Consider the following 20115-nt stretch of genomic DNA (forward strand, 5'->3'; position numbering starts at 1 on the left):
AAAATGAAAAAAAATAAATCTATTTTATTACTTTCTTTTGCTTTGGCTTCACAAATTTTTGTAAGCTGTGAGGATAGTATAGATAAAGTTAATAGTCCAATTCCATACGAGTCAATTGGCGGGTATGAGAATTCAGATGATGTTGCACCAAGCCACTTGCTTGCTAAATTCAGTTTTGATGGAAATATCAATGATTCAAAAGGAGCAATTACTGGTGGAACAGGAACAAATGTTTCGTATGATACAGGTGTAAAAGGTAGTGCTTACAAAGGTTCTGCAACTTCATTTATTGCTTATAACAATGTTGCAAGTTCTGTTGCAGGCTTGAAAAGTATTACAGTTTCAATGTGGATCAAAACTGATCCGCATACAGGCGGTGCTCAGTCGTTGTTCATGCTTCCAAAGAAAACAGATTTCTGGGGTAATATTTTTACACTTATTGAAGGAACTGGACCAGCAACAACAATGTTGATGAAAAATCATATTCAAAGAGATGTAACTCCAAGCATTCCTTGGGCTGGGCAATTTATTGAACACGGAGGAACAAATGTTTTGCCAAATATGTTTGGTGCGTGGAAACAGGTAATTTGGTCATATAACGGAACAAGTTCTACTTACAGCCTTTATATTGATGGACAAAAAATCGCTTTACCAGCATCTATTTCTAAAAGATATGCAAGTGATCCTGCAACAGGCGGTGGTCCTTTTGGAGAATTAGCTAGTTCTGAAGTTTCTAAATTCATTATTGGAGGTTATCAGCAGCATTTAGGTGCTCCATGGGGTGCTCCTGATGGATGGATGCTTAATTATACAGGCTTAATGGATGAGTTCAGAATATATGATGCTGCTCTTGCAGATAATGAAGTTACGGCTTTATATAAACTGGAAAAAGATAAGAGATAAGTATTTTTCAATACACCTGGAGAATTTTCTTCAGGTGTATTATTTAGTTAATATTATTTAGAATAAAATGAAAACTTCAATATTAGTAATTGTTTTTTTGAGCTTCTTCAACTCATGCTCATCATCTACACCAGATGGAACAGGAGGCGGAACTCCATTGCCAACAAATCCAACAACGCCAACTAAACCTTTGACTGATGCCGAAGCAATGGATCTGGTTCAAAAAGATGCAATAAAATATTTTTGGGATTATGCTGACCCTAATTCAAAATTGGCAAGAGAAAGATACCTGACAGAAGATCCTAATTTTGAGTCAAATATTATAACTACAGGAGGTTCTGGATTTGGATTAATGAGTATAGTTGTAGGCGTAGAAAGAGGTTTTTTGCCAAGAGCTGAAGCTGTTTCTAGACTTACTACGGCATTAACTTTCCTAGAAAATGCTGACCGTTTTCACGGTGCTTGGCCACATTGGATGGACAACAAAGCGGGTAAAGTTATACCATTTGGAACAAAAGATAATGGTGGAGATTTAGTTGAAACTTCTTTCGTTTGTCAAGCTTTAATTACCATTAGAGAATATTTTAAAAACGGAAGTACTTCTGAAAAAGCATTAGCAGCAAAAGCTGATGAACTTTGGAAAGGTGTAGAGTGGGACTGGTACACAAAAGGAGAAAATGCTTTGTATTGGCATTGGTCACCTAATTATGGCTGGGAAATGAACTTTAAGCTTGAAGGCTACAACGAGTGTCTGATTACATATGTTATGGCAGCTTCATCTCCAACACACCCAATTTCTGCAGAAGCGTATCACCAGGCTTGGGCGCGAAATGGAGCTATAGTAAACGGAGGTTTGCAATATGGAATTCCAGTTGTTTTAAGTTATAACGGAGCAGTTGGAAATGTAGGACCAATGTTTTGGTCGCACTATTCATATTTAGGCTTAGACCCAAATATGCTTAAAGATAAATATGCTGATTATTGGCAGTTGACACAAAATCATGCAAAAATCATGGTTCAGTACAGTATTGCTAATCCAAAAGGATTTAAAGATTATTCAGATAAATGCTGGGGATTAACAGCAAGTTATACTCTTAATCCTGACGGAACAACTGGTTATACAGCACATCAGCCAAATAATGATAATGGAGTTATTTCTCCAACTGCCGCTTTATCATCATTTCCTTATGCACCAACAGAAGCAATGAAGTTTTTGCATTATTTATATGATGATAATAGAACAAAACTTGTTGGAATTGCAGGACCATATGATGCTTTTTCACCGCAGTACAACTGGGTAACGGCTCGTTATTTAGCAATCGATCAAGGAACTATTGCACCAATGATTGAAAACTACAGAAGTGGTTTATTATGGAAATTATTTATGAATGCGTCAGATACCAAACAAGGTTTGAAAAAACTTGGTTTCACGTCAGGTAAGTACGGAATTTAATTGCATCTAAATGAAATTTAAAGTAACGCTTCTCATCTTATTATTTTCGGTATTTGGTTTTTCCCAAACCGAAACAACGGGTAAAATAAATACGGTTATTATGGCAAAGTATGAGCTTGGTTATGCCTTGTACAAGCCAGCAAATACTAAAGAAAAGAAGCCTTTAATAGTTTTTATTTCGGGAGATGGTGAAAAAGGAACCGATATTGCAAAAGTGAAAATTAACGGTCCTTTTAAATATTTAAAGACACATCAGCTAGATGCTTATGTTTTGGCTCCTCAATGCAATGAAGATGAAAATTGGGATATAGAGTCAATTTATGAGCTGATTTTAAAAATTCAGAAAGAAAATAAAATTGATTCAGAAAGAATATATGTTACTGGTTTAAGCTCAGGAGGCTGGGCTTCATGGAATTTGGCTTTTGCACATCCAGATCTATTTGCAGCAAACGTACCTGTCGCTGGTTTTGTAGATTTAATTCAGCTGGAGAAAATTTGTGAAATAGCCAATATTCCAACCAGAATTTTCCACGGATTGTTAGATGATGTGGTTAACGTCAATTATGCGATAACGGTTTACAAAGAATTGAAAAAGTGTAATGCAAAAGATGTAAAGCTGACCATTTTTGATGACGCAAATCACGATAGTTGGACAAGAGTTTATGATAATCAAGAAATCTATGACTGGATGTTACAGCAGAAAAAAACGAATACAAACAAATAAATAGAATAGAATGAAAAACAAATTAGTCTTACTTTTTTTAGGATGTGCTGTTTTGGGTTATGCTCAAAAAAAGAGCACAAAAAGTACAGTGAAAATTAAACCTAAGTCAGAGTTTGTGGCAGATTTAATGTCAAAAATGACATTAGAAGAAAAATTAGGACAGTTGAATTTACCAACATCTGGAGATATTACAACTGGTCAGGCAAATAGTTCAAATGTTGCAAAAAATATTGCTGAAGGTAAAGTAGGCGGTTTGTTCAATATAAAATCAGTACAAAAAATTAAAGAAGTACAAAAAATTGCTGTCGAACAGAGCCGTTTAAAAATTCCATTGCTTTTTGGTATGGACGTAATTCACGGTTACGAAACAACATTCCCAATTCCATTAGGATTATCTTGTACTTGGGATATGGGTTTAATTGAAAGAAGTGCTCAAATTGCAGCAAAAGAAGCAAGTGCTGACGGAATCAACTGGACATTCTCTCCTATGGTTGATATTTCTCGCGATCCACGTTGGGGAAGAGTTTCTGAAGGTTCAGGAGAAGATCCATATTTAGGAAGCCAAATTGCGAAAGCAATGGTTAACGGATACCAACAACACGATCTTTCAAAAAACAGTTCAATTTTAGCTTGTGTAAAACACTTCGCATTGTATGGTGCGCCAGAAGCGGGACGTGATTACAACACAGTTGATATGAGCCATATCAGAATGTTTAATGATTATTTTCCTCCTTACAAAGCAGCGGTTGATGCTGGTGTAGGTTCAGTTATGGCATCTTTCAATGAAATTGACGGAATTCCAGCAACGGGAAATAAATGGTTAATGACAGATGTTTTAAGAAAACAATGGGGTTTCAAAGGTTTCGTAGTAACCGATTTTACAGGAATTCCTGAAATGATCGAGCACGGAATGGGTAACCTTCAAGATGTTTCGGCTTTGGCTTTAAATGCTGGTGTTGAAATGGATATGGTTGGAGAAGGTTTCTTAGGAACTTTGAAAAAATCATTAGATGAAAAAAGAGTTTCAATGGAAACAATCGACAATGCAGTAAAACTTATTTTAGAAGCAAAATATGATTTAGGATTGTTCCAAGATCCATATAAATATTGTGATGAGAAAAGAGCTAAAACTGAAATTTTCACAATGGACAGCAGAAAAGAAGCGCGTCAAATTGCGGCGCAATCATTGGTATTGCTAAAAAATCAAAACCAATTATTGCCTCTTAAAAAATCAGGAACAATTGGTTTAATCGGACCATTGGCAGATGCTAAAGAAAATATGCCAGGAACTTGGAGTGTGGCTACTAAAATGGAAAATGCAGTTTCATTATTAGCTGGTATTAAAGAAGTTGCTGGAGCAGGAACTAAAGTTTTATATGCTAAAGGAAGCAATTTAGATTACGACGAAACTTTTGAAACTAATGCAACGATGTTTGGAAAAACTCTACACCGTGACGGGCGTTCAAAAGAAGAATTATTAGCAGAAGCTTTAAAAGTAGCTGAACAATCTGATGTAATTGTTGCAGCTTTAGGAGAATCTGCAGAAATGAGTGGGGAATCAAGCAGCCGTACAAATTTACAGATTCCACAAGCACAGAAAGATTTATTAAACGCTTTATTAAAAACAGGAAAACCGGTCGTTTTAGTATTGTTTGATGGACGTCCTTTAGTAATTGTTGACGAAGAAAAAACAGTTCCAGCCATTTTAAATGCTTGGTTTGCTGGTACAGAAGCAGGTTACGCTATTGCTGATGTTTTATTTGGAGATGTAAATCCTTCTGGAAAATTGACTTCAACTTTCCCAAGAAGTGTTGGTCAATTGCCAATTTACTACGCACACAAAAATACAGGAAGACCGCTTTCTAATACGGAAGGGAAATTCGAAAAATTCAGATCAAACTATATTGACGAAAGAAACGAACCTTTATTCCCATTTGGTTTTGGTTTAAGCTACACCACTTTTGATTATTCAAACTTGAAAATTTCTGCTGATAAAATGAATTTCAGCGGAAAATTAAAAGTTACTGTTGATGTAACAAATACAGGAAATTTTGACGGAAAAGAAACAGTTCAATTATACATCAGAGATTTAGTTGGTTCTGTAACAAGACCAGTTAGAGAATTGAAAGGTTTCCAAAAAATAGCACTTAAAAAAGGTGAAAAACAAACCGTAAGTTTTGATATTACTGTTGAAGATTTAAAATTTTATAATTCTGATTTGCAATTCGCTGCAGAACCTGGACAGTTTGATATTTTCGTTGGAGGAAATTCAACTGCCGACAAGAAAGTTAGTTTCGAGTTAACTAAATAGTTGGTTTATTGGTTAGTTAAAAGCCCTTCATATGGAGGGCTTTTTTTCTAAAATAAAGATTCTCTTTTTAATTTTTATCTATGAATACTTTAAAAATATCTAGCGCTTTTTCTTTACTGTTAGTAATGGTTTTTGCTTCCTGCAATGTGCAGAAAAATGCAATTGTAGCACATAGAGGAGCTTGGAAAAAGAACAATTTTCCTGAAAATTCTATAGCTTCTTTAAGACATGCAATTGACTTAAAATTGCCTGGATCAGAATTTGATGTTTGGCGTACTGCCGACGATTCATTGGTAATTAATCACGACGCACATTTTAATAAATTACTGATCGAACAAACCAATTATTCCGATTTGATGAAGTTTAAGTTATCCAACGGAGAAAAGCTTCCAACGCTTTATGAATATATTTCAGAAGGAATAAAAAACAATAAACAGACTCTTTTGGTTTGCGAAATAAAACCTTCGGAAATAAGCAAAGAACGCGGAAAAGAAACGGCTATTAAAACCGTAGAAACAATCAAAAAACTTAAAGCCGACAAAAAGACTTGTTATATAAGTTTTGATTATGACATTCTAAAACAAATTAGAGCTATAGATGCTAAAACAAAGCTTCAATATTTGGAAGGAAATAAATCTCCAATCGAAGTTAAAGCTGATAATATTAATGGTGTTGATTATCATTATTCGGTTTTTAAAAAACATCCTGAATGGATTCAAGAAGCAAAAGACAGCAAAATTATTTTGAATGCCTGGACTGTAAATGAAGCTGCTGATATGGATTGGATTATCGATCAAAAATTCGATTATATCACTACAAATGAACCTGAACTTTTAAAGGAAAGATTAAACATAAAAAAGTAATCTTTTGCCCTTTACAAATACAAACCAAATCATGAAAAAAATATACAAACAACTGAGACTGCCAGTCGTATTGTTTTTGATCGTTTTCAATAACAGTATTTTGGCTCAAAATGCAAGTGGAAAAACAGAATGGTTTGACCCTGCTAAACCGGCAACGACTTATTGTAATCCTATTAATATTGGCTACAATTTCACCACACACAACCATAACGGAATTCCAGAATCGCGCCGTTCAAGTGCCGATCCGGTAATTATTACTTATAAAGGCGAATATTATTTATTTGCAACAAATCAGGCAGGTTTCTTTTGGAGTAAAGACATGTCAGACTGGAAATTTGTTTACGGAAGTTTTCAAAGACAGCCCGGCGATGACGACCAGTGCGCACCTGCTGCTTGGGTTGTAAATGATACTTTATTTTACGTTGGTTCGACATGGAAAAGAGATCATCCAATTTGGAAAACGGCTGATCCAAAATCAGGAAGATGGACGCGTCATGTTGACAAAGCAATGTTGCCGACTTGGGATCCAGCGATTTTTCAGGATGATGACAAAAAAGTATATATGTACTACGGATCAAGCGGAAAACTGCCACTTGTAGGTACTGAAGTTGATTATAACACTTGGCTGCCAAAAGGAAATCAGGCAGATTATGCGCAATTATACAAAGCAACTGAGGTAGAAGATATTCAGCGTCCCTATGGACAGATAAAAGAAGTTGCGATTCTAGATCCATCAGCTCATGGATGGGAGCGTTTTGGGCCAAATAATGATATGGAACCAGCACCATGGGGAAATTTCATTGAAGGTGCTTGGATGACCAAACATAATGGAAAATATTATATGCAGTATGGAGCTCCAGCAACAGAATTTAAAGGTTATGCAAATGGCGTTCACGTAGGTGATAATCCGTTAGGACCTTTTACCTATCAAAAACACAATCCGATGTCTTATAAACCAGGCGGATTTGTGATTGGAGCGGGACACGGAAATACTTTTGCAGATAATTACGGAAATTACTGGAATACGGGAACCTGCAAAATCTCAATTAAAGACCGTTTTGAGCGCCGTATCGATATGTTTCCCGCCGGATTTGATAAAGATGATGTAATGTATTCTATTACAGCTTATGGAGATTTTCCGATAGTGCTTCCAACTGGCGAGCGTGATCAGACAAAAGGTGCTTCATCGGGCTGGATGCTGCTTTCGTACAAAAAGCCCGTTACGGTTTCTTCTTCTGAAGAATGTATGGAAGTTGAAACACACAGAATGGATAATGGTGGAAAAAAAGTCTATGAGAAATTCTGTTACGGAGCAGAAAATCTTACTGATGAAAATATCCAAACCTATTGGTCTGCTAAAACAAGTAATCCTGGGGAATGGCTGCAGCTGGATTTAGGCAGAAAAATGGAAATAAATGCTTTACAGATCAACTATGCCGATCATAAAGCAATGCAGTACAATAAAGCGATGGATATTTATTATCAATATAAAATATTCATGTCTGATGATGCTGTAAACTGGACTTTGGTTGTTGATAAATCTAAAAATGACAAAGATGTTCCGCATGATTATGTAGAGCTTACAAAATCAATAAAAGCGCGTTACATCAAAATGGAAAACATTCATAATGCATCTGGATTGTTTGCAATATCTGATTTTAGAGTTTTTGGAAATGGTTTAGCACAAAAACCAAAAGCAGTCACTTCTTTTAAAGTAGACAGAAATAAAACTGATTCCCGAAATGCTATGATTTCTTGGAAAAAACAAAATGATGCTGTTGGGTACAATATTTATTACGGAATTACGCCTGATAAATTATACAACAGTATTATGGTTTACGGAGAGAATTCATATGATTTTAGAGGTTTAGATAAAGGAACAAAATATTATTTTACCATTGAACCTTTTAATGAAAACGGCATTGGAACAAGAAATAAGCTTATTGAAGTAAAATAAGTTTATTTAATTAAAATCATAAAAACTCTGATTATAAATTTAAAGATTTGTAATTGGAGTTTTTTTTTTACCAAAGACTAAGGAAAAACTCTGACAATTCTATAGATTTTTTGTTACTTTGTCAAACAAACCCAAAAAACAGCATAACCCCAAAATGGTATTAAAATTATGAAAAAAACGATTCTTTTAACTGCTTTAGTTTTAAATGGATTGACCGCATCTTTTGCTCAGTCAAATGATGAAAAAAACATTAAATTATTTTATAAAAAAGCTTTAACCGAAGCTAAATGTTATTCTTGGTTAGAATATCTTTCAAATGATATCGGAAGCCGTTTATCTGGATCAAAAGGTGCAGCAGAGGCGGTAGAGTATACAAAAAGACAATTAGAAAGTTTAGGCCTTGACAAAGTTTATTTGCAGGAAGTTACGGTTCCTCACTGGGTTCGCGGCGAAAAAGAAACCGCTTTTATCCTTGATGGAAAAGTAAAAACGGCTGTGCCAATTTGTGCTTTAGGAAGTTCTGTTGCAACTCCAAAAATAGGAATTACGGCAGAAGTAATCGAAGTACAAAGTCTTGACGAATTAAAAACACTTGGAGACAAAGTAAAAGGTAAAATTGTGTTTTTTAACAGACCAATGAATCCTGAAAACATCGGAACTTTTGATTCTTATTCAAGTGCAGGAGATCAAAGAAGAAGCGGTGCAAAAGAAGCAGCTAAACTTGGTGCAGTTGGTGCAATTGTACGTTCGTTAAACCTTCGTTTAGATGATTTTCCTCACGCTGGAGCTCAAAGTTATGGCGATTTGCCAAAAGAACAATATATTCCAGCAGCTGCAATTAGTACAAATGGTGCTGAATTATTAAGCAAAACATTAAAAGCAAATCCTGCTTTAAAATTTTATTTCAAGCAATCTTGCGAAACGTTGCCAGATGCATTATCGTATAATGTTATCGGCGAATTAACAGGAACTGTAACTCCAGAAAACATTCTTGTTGTTGGTGGACATTTAGATTCTTGGGATTTAGCAGACGGTTCTCATGACGATGGGGCAGGAGTAGTACAAAGTATGGAAGTAGTTCGTATTTTGAAAAACTTAAACTACAAACCTAAAAATACGATTCGTGTTGTATTGTTTATGAATGAAGAAAATGGAGGAAAAGGTGGAGCAAAATATGAAGAAGTTTCAAAACAAAAGAACGAGAATCATATTTTTGCCTTAGAAAGTGATTCAGGCGGATTTACACCAAGAGGATTTTCAATTGAAGCTGATGAAGCAAACTTCAAAAAGCTGCAGGAGTATAAAACTTTTTTTGAGCCCTATTTAATCCATAGTTTTGTAAAAGGACATGCAGGATCAGATATTGAGCATTTAACTTCAAAAACGATTGTTAAAGCTGGTTTACAGCCAGATTCACAGCGTTATTTTGATTATCACCATGCAGCAAATGATAAATTTGATGCAATCAACAAAAGAGAATTAGAACTTGGTGCAGCTACAATGACATCATTAATTTATTTAGTTGATCAAAACGGAATAACAGTTCCGGCTTCAAATTAAGATTTTTAAAATTGATATAAATAGGCTGTCAGAAATGACAGCCTATTTTTTTATAAAAATCCCAAAGGATCGACATTTTATTTAAGATCATTAAAGGAACAATCATACTAATACTTAAAGTCTCATCACAATCAAATAATAAACAAATGTGACAGGAATATTAGAAAGCAACAATAAAATTTTAATGCCTATTTCTTTTCGCTGTTGTGGTAAATGAATGAATTTATCAGTCAAATGAAAAAACATAATGAGGTTTACGATTATTGCAGATAAAGCAAACGGCCATGCAATAACTAAAACATTCGGACTTTCATTTAAAATAATGTAGAGTACAAATAATACAGTTGTTATTATAAAAGAACCAACTGCCAGTTCAATGGATTGATTTTCTTTGAAAGGTTTGTCATTAATTGTTTTCATAATATTAAATTTTAAAAGCCTGTTGAATAGATTGAATTGGGATAAAAAGCATTTTTGAAAAATCTAAATAATGAAACGAAAACGCATTTTTTCCTTTTTGATACTGCTGAATGAAGTAATTTATTCGTTTAGGATAAAAAACAGTTCCAGTTAAAATAACCATAAACAAATACAAACTTTTCTTTCCGTTTCCGAGCAGATAAAACTGCATTCCAATTTCCTCATAAACAGAAACTCCTGTATTCGTTAGAACATGAATTATATCGTGATCTTCCAGTTTTTCCTGAATATCAAAATGATTGTGGTGAAGAAAATTCCCTAAACCATAACCTAAACTTTCTGTTGGATAATCCATTAGCTTGGCTTTGTCAATTTTCCAAGGTTCATTTTTCTTGAAGTATTTTTGATAGGGTTTTTTAGAACATTCATACAATTTTTCAATTAAATAATCTCTCATAAATATATTTTAAAAGTTCTTTGAAATTCAAAGTAAAATAATAAATAAAAAAGCTAGAAATAATAACTTAACTAGCTTTTTAATATTTAGTAAGTGTCGATAACAGTTTTCAATAAATTGGAATCAGCAAGGTCAGAAGGAGCAACGACTTTTTCTTCTAATGGAATAGCATTGCCATAACGCTCTTTCAATATTTTTTGAACTTGTGGATTTTCTAAATTAAAATCTTTTAATTCTCTCAGCTTTGATAATTCAATTCCGGCAGCGTTTTTATAAATTTTCCAAACCAATTCGGAGCAGTAAATTCTATTGTCAGTCCATTCAAAATAAGCGTCATATTCTTTACCGTCAAACTGCTGGCTGTATTCTTTCATTTTTTGTAGAACTTCAGGTTTCAGAATACTGTCATTCTTCAACCTTTTAACGACATATTTGCTGTCTCGTCCGTGTTTGATCCAATCTTCAAGCGGAGTCAATTTTACAGGCTGAACAGCTTCAAAAACAAACCATTTTCCGTTAATATCATAAATTATCCCACAGTGCGAAAACTTAGAATTAGTTGCTATACGAACCGCTTCACATTGTTTAGATTCTGAAGTTTGAAAAATAATATCGCCATCTTTATATTTACTCAATAGAGCTTTTTTTTCTTTATTTCCAGTAAAAGGATTATCTGGAAAAACTTTTAAACTGATAAACAATGCACATCCAAAACTAAGAATGAATGTGATTAGGGGAAATAGATATTTTTTAGATTTCATAAATCTGTTTTTAAAGTACTTTGAGTTACAAAGTAAATGATAAAAAAAATAGTTACCAAATTAATGATAACTATTTTTAAATATATTTTTTAAGAATGGTTAAATTCTAAAAATACCGCCTACAGCAACAATCCTCTGAAAGAATAAGAAATGTTGTGTCGCTTTATCGTCGCTGCTAAGAGTAGTTCTAATATCTTTCATATCGATATAACCGCCTTTCAACTCACCTTGAAGGTAAAAATGTTTAAAGAAAGTAAAGTTGATTCCCGCTTTTGCAGACACACCAAAACCAGAAATATGGAAATCATCATGACGTTCCATTCCTAATAAAGTTGTATTTGTTTTTGGGTATAAAACTCCACCTCCTACACCTTCAGTTAAATTAATCTGAACTTTATCGATATTTGGCAAACCAAACCATTTCGAAATATCGTCATGTCTGGAAACCTCAGTATTAATATAATTCAAACCATCTGTATGTTCGTACATTAAAAAAGCAGGAGGATTTCCTTGAGCGACACCTTTATCATAACCACCTTCTATAGCGCCATTTTGAGACATATCTACAGGAGTATTATTATAAACTCCGTTGTAGTAAGATCCAGGTTGATCAGCAGGTAAATTAATAGTACCAGTAACATTAGCCGTTTGATTCTGAGTCATCACATATTTCATGTGATCCCAGCCAACAGCAACGCTGTAATGATCGTTAATGAAATATCCCATTCTAAAGTTAGTCTGAGGGATAGTCATATTTGCCGGATTGATGTAATCGACATGATATCCTTTTGGTTTATCGTGAGAAGCCATATCAGCAACTGTAAAGTTGTAATCTTTCCCTCTGAAATTCACATCAGATTTTGTGTAGCTGTCTCTGTTTCCTCCCCATGAAATAAAGAATTTACCTTTGTTGTGAGCAGTGTATTTATCTTGAACCGGAATTTCGTCCTGTGCATAAGTGTTTAATGAAACACAAGCAAGAAAGAAAAATAAAATTTTTGTTTTCAAAGAACTTAAGTGTTATAAATTTAGAATGAGTTAACCGTTTTTCTGATAGCCACTAATTTTGTCATCAGGCCTTCAAAATAGTCTAAATGAAGCATGTTAGCGCCATCGCTTTTTGCATTTGCAGGATCAAAGTGAGTTTCGATAAAAATACCATCCACACCAACAGCAATACCAGCTTTAGCAACTGTTTCGATCATATCTGGTCTTCCTCCAGTTACACCTGCAGTTTGATTAGGCTGTTGTAAAGAATGTGTCACGTCTAGAACCGTAGATGCATATTGCTGCATAGTAGGAATCCCTCTAAAATCAACAATCATGTCTTGGTAACCAAACATAGTACCGCGATCTGTAACCATAACATTTTCGTTATTACAATCTAGTACTTTTTGAACCGCATGTTTCATGCTTTCCGGACTCATAAATTGTCCTTTTTTCAAGTTTACTACTTTTCCAGTATTCGCTGCAGCCACAACAAGGTCAGTCTGACGAACTAAAAATGCAGGAATTTGTAAAACATCAACATATTGAGCTGCCATATCAGCATCCTCATTGGTATGAATATCAGTAACAGTTGGAACATGAAAAGTTTCTGAAACTTTTCTTAAAATTTTCAAAGCTTTTTCGTCACCAATTCCAGAGAAACTGTCAATTCTAGAACGGTTTGCTTTTTTAAAAGATCCTTTAAATACATAAGGAATCTGAAGTTTGTCGGTAATACCAACTAATTTTTCAGCAATTCTTAGCGCCATTTCTTCTCCTTCGATCGCACAAGGCCCCGCCAATAAAAAGAAATTTCCGCTGTCAGTATGCTTAATTTGTGGAATATGTTGTATGTTCATAATATGATTTTTTGACAGTGCAAAGGTAGTTATGATTTGTGAGTTTCGAATGAAGATTTAAGAAATTTTTATGAAGCTAATCCTGCTATCCGTTTCAATATTTTGCTCTTAAACTTTTTTTTCCAAAGTCTGTTCAGGAGCTTCCTTTGGTCGCTCTGCCCAGCCAGTAAAAAATAAGTTTAAGAGCAAAATGATTTCCACTGCTATCAGGGCTAGGAATTAGTGGAATTACGATAATTTAAGTTAATTAAAGATTTCTAAATCTTTCAAACTAAACTCATTTTCAAGAACCGTTTTCAAATCATTATCTTCAAAATAAGCAATTTCTGTTTTACCATTTATTATCGATTTTACTGAATTTTTAAACAGTATTTTTTTGCCTAATGGATTTTGCAAAACAACAATTAAGTTTTGAGTAAAAAAGGAATCTGGATGAGAGTAATTATAATAATTGGCAGGTTTAAAATCGATCCATCTTTGAGGTGTTAAGCCAAAAGAATACAAATTTGACCATTCTTTCCCAATTAAAATTTGAAGCAAATATTCGTCATCCTCAGTTTTGATTAAAGTAAATATATCAGAGTCATGCTGAATTTCTTTTCCAACTTCACTCAACTTTAAAGGTTCACGGATACTATTTCCGCCAAAACCCAAATCAATCAAATAATCTTCATTTTCAATAGTTGCAATAATGCCAAAATGTGTTTTTGCATTTTCTCCGGGATTTACCATTGGTCGCGCAGCAATATAATAATGCGGCACTCCAATTTCTTGAAGAGCTAAAGAAAATATTCCATTAATCTGATAACAGTATCCGCCACGCTTTTTATGAATGATTTGATCAACAATATCATCACCAGCAAGAGAAATAATTTTTCCAGCTTGAACATCAATGTTTTCAAAAGGAACAGTAAATAACTGAGATTGCATTAATTTTTTGATGCCTGAGATATTCAATTCAATTTCTCCTGAAAATTTAATTCTGTCTAAATATTGTTGTAGATTGAAACTTGAAGATTCAATTTTATAGTGATTTTTTGATTGTGTCATTATTTCTAGTCATTTTCATTAATTATAAAGATAATGAATCTAATATTTATTTTCGAGACTTTCTCTAATCACTAGCGTAAGCGCAATTATTGTATAAGTTATTTTTTATCTTCAAACATATTAACTTTTCCTCTTTCTAGTTCAAGGAGAAAATGCTCTTTGTTTAGAAATAATTGTATCATTAAATTAGAAAGTTCATTATCATTAACACTCAATTCTTGAATTAATTTTCTAATTAATGTTCCAGAATAATCTCTAATTTTCCACACAAAATATGGCAATAAAGCATTATCAAAGTGGGCATTGTGAACGATTAAATTTCTAAATCTATATATCATGAGCACATCACTCTCAATGAGTTCAATTTGCATTTCTATAGTTTTTTTAGTGAATTTTGAATCCTTATAAAAGGAAATTAAATTTTCTATTTTTTGTAATATGAACAAGTCAGTTTCGTGTTCTTTTATTTCTTCTAATGAATCTATGAATTTTTCTAAATAAATAGTTTTCCCTGCATTTACTGCTAAGTTTGCTTTTAAAATGACTTCGTCTGGTAATTTTTTTGCTGTTGAAAAACGTTGGTTAGCAATTTGATTTTCATAATGACGATATAATTCCCATCCATAATCATAAATATAATTAAAAATTTGTGTAGATGAAATTACTTCTTGTATCAAGTGAATTTTTCGCTTTTTTTTGCTATTTAAAACATCATTTAATATATCAAATTCTAAATTAAATAAGTTTTCGATTGCAATCCAGTAATTAAGCATCTTGTCTTCTTGCTTTATTGACTGCTCTGCTTTACTGTACCAATGGATGGCATTTAATAATTTTGAGTGACCTTTTTTATGTTGTTTTTTATCACTCCATAAAAATGAAAAATCATTTAGACTATTTAAATCTTTTTCGAAATCATTTAAAATTAAAGAGTCCCGAAACTTTATGTGATTTTCTCTTTTATTAAGACCCCATGACGAAAAAATACGTTCACCATTTTTTACTATTATATAATTTGAGGAATCTATTTCAATCTCAGTTTTTGTTTTGAAATGGCAAGAAATTAAATCTAGGGCATTTTCAAGTTTTGTTAATGCATTAATTAAGGAAGATTTAGGAGAGAGGTATTCAATTTCAACTGACGCTTGAATAAATCTCTCGGATGAATTATTATTTCTTCCTTGTATGTCTTCATCATTAATTCCTCTTTCACTTGTAATAAATCGTTTGTTTTCTAATGAATACAAAGTAATTCCTCCAATTTCAATGTTGATAGAACCCTTCAGTCCTTTAACAACAAAAATATAATTAGCTTTTTCTTTTGTTTTATAAAAATATTGTAAAAATGAATGAATTCGGTCTTTAGTCTCTAATTTATCCATCAAAAAAATAATATCTTCATCATATTTAGATTGATTGAAAATACCGTTTTCATTGATGTATTTTTGCTCATCTAAATTATGTGGATAATTTGTATTAACAATTCCAGAAACTTTTTTATAATCAGAAAATATATTTTCTGCGAATTTTTTAATATCTTCTAATACGTAACCTTTTTTTATAAATTCAACGATTATACTTTGGGTTAAGTAATTTATAGAATCTATAAAGTTTATTGATATTTCTTCATCTTTGCTGAGTTCTATATTTAAAATTTCTAAACAAGAATTAAAATACAAACCTTCTTGGAATTCATTTTTTATTTTTTTTGAAGTTTCAAGGATATAATGATTTCTTTCAGAATTAAAAATTGATCTTAAAATTTTGAAACTTGATTTGAAATTATTTTTAACAATAATATCATTGTCTATATAAAATGATAATTTCTTATAAAAATAAGCTCTATTATCTAAATTCTGAAATGAGTTTTCTTCTATTTCTGTAATAATGTCTTCAACCAATATATGCGGACTATATAATGACAATCCATATGATTTTTTTAAAAAGTTAGAAATTAAATCTTCCCACAAATTAATCCAAAACTCGATCCTATTATTAATATTGTCAGACATTAATTTGAATGTTTTATGTTGAAACTATATTTTACTCTTTCTTCAAACCCAATCCCATCGGTACCATTAAAATTCCTTTTTCATAAATATTCAAATAAAGTGTAATTGGTTTCTTTTGACCTTCCCAAGTTAATTCATATACATTTAAAAATCCAGCTCCCATATCGCTTCTTTTGGTTGGAAAAGGACAACAGGTTTCTAAGCGTTTATACGTGATTTTTTCACCATTTGGACCAGTAAGAGCGTTTAGGAAACGAGTTTCGTTTAAGGCTTCATCTTTGGTGTTTCTGTAGAAAATATTTATCGGATAATCGGGATGGTAGCCATATTTTTTGTCTTTGGCAAAAAGCGTAATGGCGAACGTATTGTCTTTCTTCAAAATTAAATCGGGAGCATTGTCATCTACATTTTTCAATGTCGATTTAGTACTCACGCAAGAGGATGCAGTAATTAATAAAATTAAAAAAAAGAATATTCTTTTCATGATTTGTATTGTTTTGGTCATGCAAATTTAAAAGGTTTTTTCCGTCACTCCTAAGAGCTATCAGATAAATAATTCTAAAGATTTAAAAACTCAGAAATCTATTTAAAAAACATTATTCTGCCTTTTTTGGATTTAGTTTTAATATACCAATTACAATCAGATATTGTGCCACAAGATACGTCAGCATAATAAAAAACGAACTTTTTTCAATTGGCGAGTAGAATTTGTTTACAGCCAAAATACTATCTGAAATTACAAACACAATCGCACCTAAAAAAACATATAAATTCCCTGGTTTTTTCCATATTAAATAGCCATTAAAAGCAAATAAAAGCATTATTGAAATGACAGTAGCATACACAATTACTGGAATTTTTAAATCGCCTAAAGAAGGCAGTAAAACAGAAAGCATTCCGATTAAATATAAGCCAATAACAACGCTTCCAATTGCGAAAAAAACTAAGTTTCTTTTGATTTCGCCTTTATTTTGTCTGTTGAATAAAACGCAATATGTAATATGTGAGATCAGGAACGAAACTAATCCTAAAATAAAATAGATTTCACCTAAATCTGTAAAAAGCAAGATAACATCGCCAATCCATGAAAATAGCAAAGCAAGAAGCAAAATGTTTTTTGTTGGAAAATTTGGGTGAAAATAAATTCCAAAACTCAATAACGGAATCAGTATTGGCTTTAAAAATAAATCTAAATTTTCATAGCCTAAAAACAAGATAAGAAGATAAATGAAGCTAAAAGCGCTGTAAATTTTATAGTAGGTGGCGTTTCTCATAAATGGTTATAAATTAGCGGTTTGGGTCATTGGTCTTTTAAAATCTATAGTAACAAAATAAATTGTGGTTAAAAAGGATAAAGTCAAATAGACTAAAATGATATAATTGCCTGCTGGAAAGATAGTATTTAAACCGAACCAGTCGCCATAATATACTATAATACCGCTGACAACTGCAAAACGCAGTCCTTCCCAAAAAATGGCATATTTATTTTTGTCCATCAATTCGGTGTAACTGTAAATCGTGATCAGAATAAAAAAGCCATAGACAAAGATATTTGGAAGACCAATTTTAGCAATATTGTCAAATAGATAACTTACAAACAAAAGCGTAATTAACATTTGTGTAACCGACCAATATATTAGTTTTTGAGAATTTTGCGTGCCGTATTTGTCAAAAGAAAAAACATTTTCAATTTTGTTTACAGGATATTTTTCTTCAAAATTTTCAGGACGCCAGCCCGTTGGTTTAAACCAGATAGTGAATTTATCTTTCCAATTTTCAGCACGCCAAGCATCTTTAATCAGTAAGGTTAAATGCTGAAAATTGATTTTTACAGGATTCCAAGTATTTGCAGGTCTTGTAATTCCATAAACAGGCGGAACATCATCTAATTCGGCCTGAAAAGTTCCGAAAAGCTTATCCCAGAAAATAAAAATCTGTGAATGGTTTTTGTCTAAATATTCTGGATTTATGGCATGGTGCACGCGATGATGCGAAGGTGTAACAATTATATGTTCTAAAATCCCCATTTTTTTGATGTGTTTGGTATGATACCAAAACTGTAAAAACAAATGAAGCGGCAACGTAATTGCGATTACAGAAGCTGGAACTCCAAGAAGCGCAGCAGGAATCAGCAAAAAAGTAAAAAGATTGACTAAACTCGCAATGGGCTGACGAAGCGCACAGGCCAAATTAAATTCTTCACTGCTATGATGAATTGCATGTTTGTTCCAAAGAAAATTGATTTGATGTGCCAGACGATGGCTCCAATAACCATAAAAATCAATAACAAAAAAGGCTATAAAATAGGAGATAACGCTTGGTTCTAAATGCTGTATGGCTATTTTTGAAACCAGCCATTCATACGAAAGAAAAGTAATGCTCAGTCCCAAAACGTCTTTGACTGAATTAGTAATTCCGGAACTGATACTCGATACGCTGTCTATTAAAGGCGCAGTATCGTTTTTTTTATAAATGCCGTATAACTTTTCAATTACAATTAAAGTTAAAAAGACCGGCATGGCAATAATTAGTATTTTTCCGTATTCTTCCATAAAAAAAGCATTCTATTTTATTCAAATATAAAATAAAATAGAATGCTTTTTAAATTATTTGCGATTAAACAATTTCAGCGCTTAATCCGGCATCTAAAAGTTGTAAGCATTGCGGTTTTAACTTGTCCAGCGGACCTGTTTTTACGGTGCATTTTCCGTTGTAATGTACAATCAAGGAACATTGTTCTGCCTGTTCTGCAGTATGGCTGCACACACGCATTAAAGTATCAATTACGTGATCAAAAGTGTTTACATCATCATTATAAACAATAATTTCGTTATTGAATACTGTTGCTTCCTTTTCGCGAACTCTTTCTCTTACTTTTTCTTTAGTACTCATTTTGTCTAATTTTTGTACTTGTAATTACTTATAACTAATTTACGTATTTTAATGAAACCCAATTGTTTCTCTGCAGCTTTTTAACATACGTCAGTCCTTTTTCAACGCAAGAAGCGTCAATAAATGGGATGTCTTCTTCATAAAAACCGCTGAACAATATAATTCCTTTTGGGTTTAAAGAATCAACATAAGCCTGCATGTCGTTTAACAGAATATTTCTGTTGATGTTGGCAATAATCAAATCGTATTTTTTACTAGCTAATAATGCAGCATCGCCTTCGTAAACGGTAATATGTTTGCAATTATTGCGTTCGGCATTTTCAATAGAATTTAAATAACACCAATTGTCGATATCAATTGCATCAATTGGTTCTGCACCTTTCATTTCAGCTAGAATAGCTAAGATTGCAGTTCCGCAGCCCATATCAAGTGTTTTTAAACCTTTAACATCCATTTCTAACAAATGTTGAATCATCATGTGTGTTGTTTCATGATGTCCGGTTCCAAAACTCATTTTTGGTTCAATTAAAATATCAAATTCGGCATCCGTTTTTGGGTGAAAAGGAGCGCGAACGTGGCATTTTCCATCAACGTCAATTGGTTCAAAATTCTTTTCCCATTCTTCGTTCCAGTTAACCTGATCGATTTCTTCAATGGTATATTCAATTTTAAATTCTTCAGACTGTAAAATATAAATATCATCCAGGATATTTTCATCCCATAAATCTTTCTTTACAAAAGCCGAAATCCCATTTTCAGTTTCTGTAAAACTTTCAAACGCTTTTTCTCCTAATTCAGCAACTAAAATTTCTGATCCTAATTCTTTCGGCTCAATTGTAAAATGATATCCTAAATATATATTCGACATAAATTATTTTTTTGCAAAGGTAAGAATAGAAAGCAGA

Annotated in this window: 19 protein-coding genes; 7 read left to right on the forward strand and 12 right to left on the reverse strand. The window is 32.7% G+C overall.

Annotated elements, in window-relative coordinates; genetic code table 11:
- The first annotated feature begins 3 nt into the window (after positions 1 to 3).
- From GKZ88_RS02925 to GKZ88_RS02955, 7 genes are all read left to right on the forward strand, one after another.
- Positions 4 to 903 carry a LamG-like jellyroll fold domain-containing protein gene (locus tag GKZ88_RS02925; RefSeq protein ID WP_155100899.1) on the forward strand — a complete coding sequence of 300 codons (900 nt, stop codon included), beginning with the start codon at positions 4 to 6 and terminating at the stop codon, positions 901 to 903.
- A gap of 67 nt (positions 904 to 970) precedes the next feature.
- Complete coding sequence (locus GKZ88_RS02930) at positions 971 to 2356, forward strand: glucoamylase family protein (protein ID WP_155100900.1); 1386 nt, start codon at positions 971 to 973, stop codon at positions 2354 to 2356.
- 10 nt (positions 2357 to 2366) lie between these two features.
- Positions 2367 to 3080, forward strand: a complete 714-nt coding sequence (locus tag GKZ88_RS02935) for a prolyl oligopeptidase family serine peptidase (protein ID WP_155100901.1) — start codon at positions 2367 to 2369, stop codon at positions 3078 to 3080.
- 10 nt (positions 3081 to 3090) lie between these two features.
- Positions 3091 to 5391 carry a beta-glucosidase BglX gene (bglX, locus tag GKZ88_RS02940; RefSeq protein ID WP_155100902.1) on the forward strand — a complete coding sequence of 767 codons (2301 nt, stop codon included), beginning with the start codon at positions 3091 to 3093 and terminating at the stop codon, positions 5389 to 5391.
- 80 nt (positions 5392 to 5471) lie between these two features.
- Positions 5472 to 6254 carry a glycerophosphodiester phosphodiesterase family protein gene (locus GKZ88_RS02945; RefSeq protein WP_155100903.1) on the forward strand — a complete coding sequence of 261 codons (783 nt, stop codon included), beginning with the start codon at positions 5472 to 5474 and terminating at the stop codon, positions 6252 to 6254.
- Between the two features lie 31 nt (positions 6255 to 6285).
- Entirely contained in the window at positions 6286 to 8211 is a 1926-nt protein-coding gene (locus GKZ88_RS02950; protein ID WP_155100904.1) for a discoidin domain-containing protein, read from the forward strand.
- Positions 8212 to 8379: 168 nt separating this feature from the next.
- A complete protein-coding gene (locus GKZ88_RS02955; RefSeq protein ID WP_155100905.1) occupies positions 8380 to 9771 on the forward strand; it encodes a M20/M25/M40 family metallo-hydrolase in 1392 nt (463 codons plus the stop codon).
- Between the two features lie 114 nt (positions 9772 to 9885).
- Here the strand turns inward: GKZ88_RS02955 and GKZ88_RS02960 are convergent, their stop codons facing one another.
- The 12 genes from GKZ88_RS02960 to prmA form a co-directional block, all read right to left on the reverse strand.
- A complete protein-coding gene (locus GKZ88_RS02960; RefSeq protein WP_155100906.1) occupies positions 9886 to 10191 on the reverse strand; it encodes a hypothetical protein in 306 nt (101 codons plus the stop codon).
- A gap of 4 nt (positions 10192 to 10195) precedes the next feature.
- A complete protein-coding gene (locus GKZ88_RS02965; RefSeq protein ID WP_155100907.1) occupies positions 10196 to 10648 on the reverse strand; it encodes a hypothetical protein in 453 nt (150 codons plus the stop codon).
- Between the two features lie 86 nt (positions 10649 to 10734).
- Entirely contained in the window at positions 10735 to 11409 is a 675-nt protein-coding gene (locus GKZ88_RS02970; RefSeq protein WP_155100908.1) for a YiiX family permuted papain-like enzyme, read from the reverse strand.
- A gap of 99 nt (positions 11410 to 11508) precedes the next feature.
- On the reverse strand, positions 11509 to 12417 hold the full coding sequence (locus tag GKZ88_RS02975) for a hypothetical protein (protein WP_155100909.1): 909 nt from the start codon (positions 12415 to 12417) through the stop codon (positions 11509 to 11511).
- 20 nt (positions 12418 to 12437) lie between these two features.
- On the reverse strand, positions 12438 to 13256 hold the full coding sequence (gene kdsA, locus GKZ88_RS02980) for a 3-deoxy-8-phosphooctulonate synthase (protein ID WP_155100910.1): 819 nt from the start codon (positions 13254 to 13256) through the stop codon (positions 12438 to 12440).
- A 243-nt stretch (positions 13257 to 13499) separates the two neighbouring features.
- Positions 13500 to 14306: an arylamine N-acetyltransferase gene (locus GKZ88_RS02985; protein ID WP_155100911.1), complete on the reverse strand. Its 807-nt coding sequence runs from the start codon at positions 14304 to 14306 to the stop codon at positions 13500 to 13502.
- Between the two features lie 98 nt (positions 14307 to 14404).
- On the reverse strand, positions 14405 to 16318 hold the full coding sequence (locus GKZ88_RS02990) for a hypothetical protein (RefSeq protein WP_155100912.1): 1914 nt from the start codon (positions 16316 to 16318) through the stop codon (positions 14405 to 14407).
- A 31-nt stretch (positions 16319 to 16349) separates the two neighbouring features.
- A complete protein-coding gene (locus GKZ88_RS02995; RefSeq protein ID WP_155100913.1) occupies positions 16350 to 16802 on the reverse strand; it encodes a 2-dehydro-3-deoxyphosphooctonate aldolase in 453 nt (150 codons plus the stop codon).
- A gap of 112 nt (positions 16803 to 16914) precedes the next feature.
- A complete protein-coding gene (locus GKZ88_RS03000; RefSeq protein WP_155100914.1) occupies positions 16915 to 17592 on the reverse strand; it encodes a lysoplasmalogenase in 678 nt (225 codons plus the stop codon).
- Between the two features lie 6 nt (positions 17593 to 17598).
- Positions 17599 to 18870, reverse strand: coding sequence for a sterol desaturase family protein (locus GKZ88_RS03005; RefSeq protein ID WP_155100915.1), 1272 nt, complete (start codon positions 18868 to 18870; stop codon positions 17599 to 17601).
- Positions 18871 to 18934: 64 nt separating this feature from the next.
- The gene (locus tag GKZ88_RS03010; protein ID WP_155100916.1) at positions 18935 to 19210 is read right to left on the reverse strand and encodes an ATP-dependent Clp protease adaptor ClpS; all 276 of its coding nucleotides are present in this window, start codon (positions 19208 to 19210) and stop codon (positions 18935 to 18937) included.
- Positions 19211 to 19244: 34 nt separating this feature from the next.
- Positions 19245 to 20078, reverse strand: a complete 834-nt coding sequence (gene prmA / locus GKZ88_RS03015) for a 50S ribosomal protein L11 methyltransferase (RefSeq protein WP_155100917.1) — start codon at positions 20076 to 20078, stop codon at positions 19245 to 19247.
- Positions 20079 to 20115: the final 37 nt, after the last annotated feature.

The organism is Flavobacterium sp. LC2016-01 (assembly GCF_009711135.1).
Taxonomy (GTDB): Bacteria; Bacteroidota; Bacteroidia; order Flavobacteriales; family Flavobacteriaceae; genus Flavobacterium.

Coding starts and splice junctions, on each gene's coding strand:
- GKZ88_RS02925 (WP_155100899.1), top strand. CDS start 4: ATGAAAAAAAATAAATCTATTTTATTACTTTCTTTTGCTTTGGCTTCA.
- GKZ88_RS02930 (WP_155100900.1), top strand. CDS start 971: ATGAAAACTTCAATATTAGTAATTGTTTTTTTGAGCTTCTTCAACTCA.
- GKZ88_RS02935 (WP_155100901.1), top strand. CDS start 2,367: ATGAAATTTAAAGTAACGCTTCTCATCTTATTATTTTCGGTATTTGGT.
- bglX (WP_155100902.1), top strand. CDS start 3,091: ATGAAAAACAAATTAGTCTTACTTTTTTTAGGATGTGCTGTTTTGGGT.
- GKZ88_RS02945 (WP_155100903.1), top strand. CDS start 5,472: ATGAATACTTTAAAAATATCTAGCGCTTTTTCTTTACTGTTAGTAATG.
- GKZ88_RS02950 (WP_155100904.1), top strand. CDS start 6,286: ATGAAAAAAATATACAAACAACTGAGACTGCCAGTCGTATTGTTTTTG.
- GKZ88_RS02955 (WP_155100905.1), top strand. CDS start 8,380: ATGAAAAAAACGATTCTTTTAACTGCTTTAGTTTTAAATGGATTGACC.
- GKZ88_RS02960 (WP_155100906.1), bottom strand. CDS start 10,191: ATGAAAACAATTAATGACAAACCTTTCAAAGAAAATCAATCCATTGAA.
- GKZ88_RS02965 (WP_155100907.1), bottom strand. CDS start 10,648: ATGAGAGATTATTTAATTGAAAAATTGTATGAATGTTCTAAAAAACCC.
- GKZ88_RS02970 (WP_155100908.1), bottom strand. CDS start 11,409: ATGAAATCTAAAAAATATCTATTTCCCCTAATCACATTCATTCTTAGT.
- kdsA (WP_155100910.1), bottom strand. CDS start 13,256: ATGAACATACAACATATTCCACAAATTAAGCATACTGACAGCGGAAAT.
- GKZ88_RS02985 (WP_155100911.1), bottom strand. CDS start 14,306: ATGACACAATCAAAAAATCACTATAAAATTGAATCTTCAAGTTTCAAT.
- GKZ88_RS02990 (WP_155100912.1), bottom strand. CDS start 16,318: ATGTCTGACAATATTAATAATAGGATCGAGTTTTGGATTAATTTGTGG.
- GKZ88_RS02995 (WP_155100913.1), bottom strand. CDS start 16,802: ATGAAAAGAATATTCTTTTTTTTAATTTTATTAATTACTGCATCCTCT.
- GKZ88_RS03000 (WP_155100914.1), bottom strand. CDS start 17,592: ATGAGAAACGCCACCTACTATAAAATTTACAGCGCTTTTAGCTTCATT.
- GKZ88_RS03005 (WP_155100915.1), bottom strand. CDS start 18,870: ATGGAAGAATACGGAAAAATACTAATTATTGCCATGCCGGTCTTTTTA.
- GKZ88_RS03010 (WP_155100916.1), bottom strand. CDS start 19,210: ATGAGTACTAAAGAAAAAGTAAGAGAAAGAGTTCGCGAAAAGGAAGCA.
- prmA (WP_155100917.1), bottom strand. CDS start 20,078: ATGTCGAATATATATTTAGGATATCATTTTACAATTGAGCCGAAAGAA.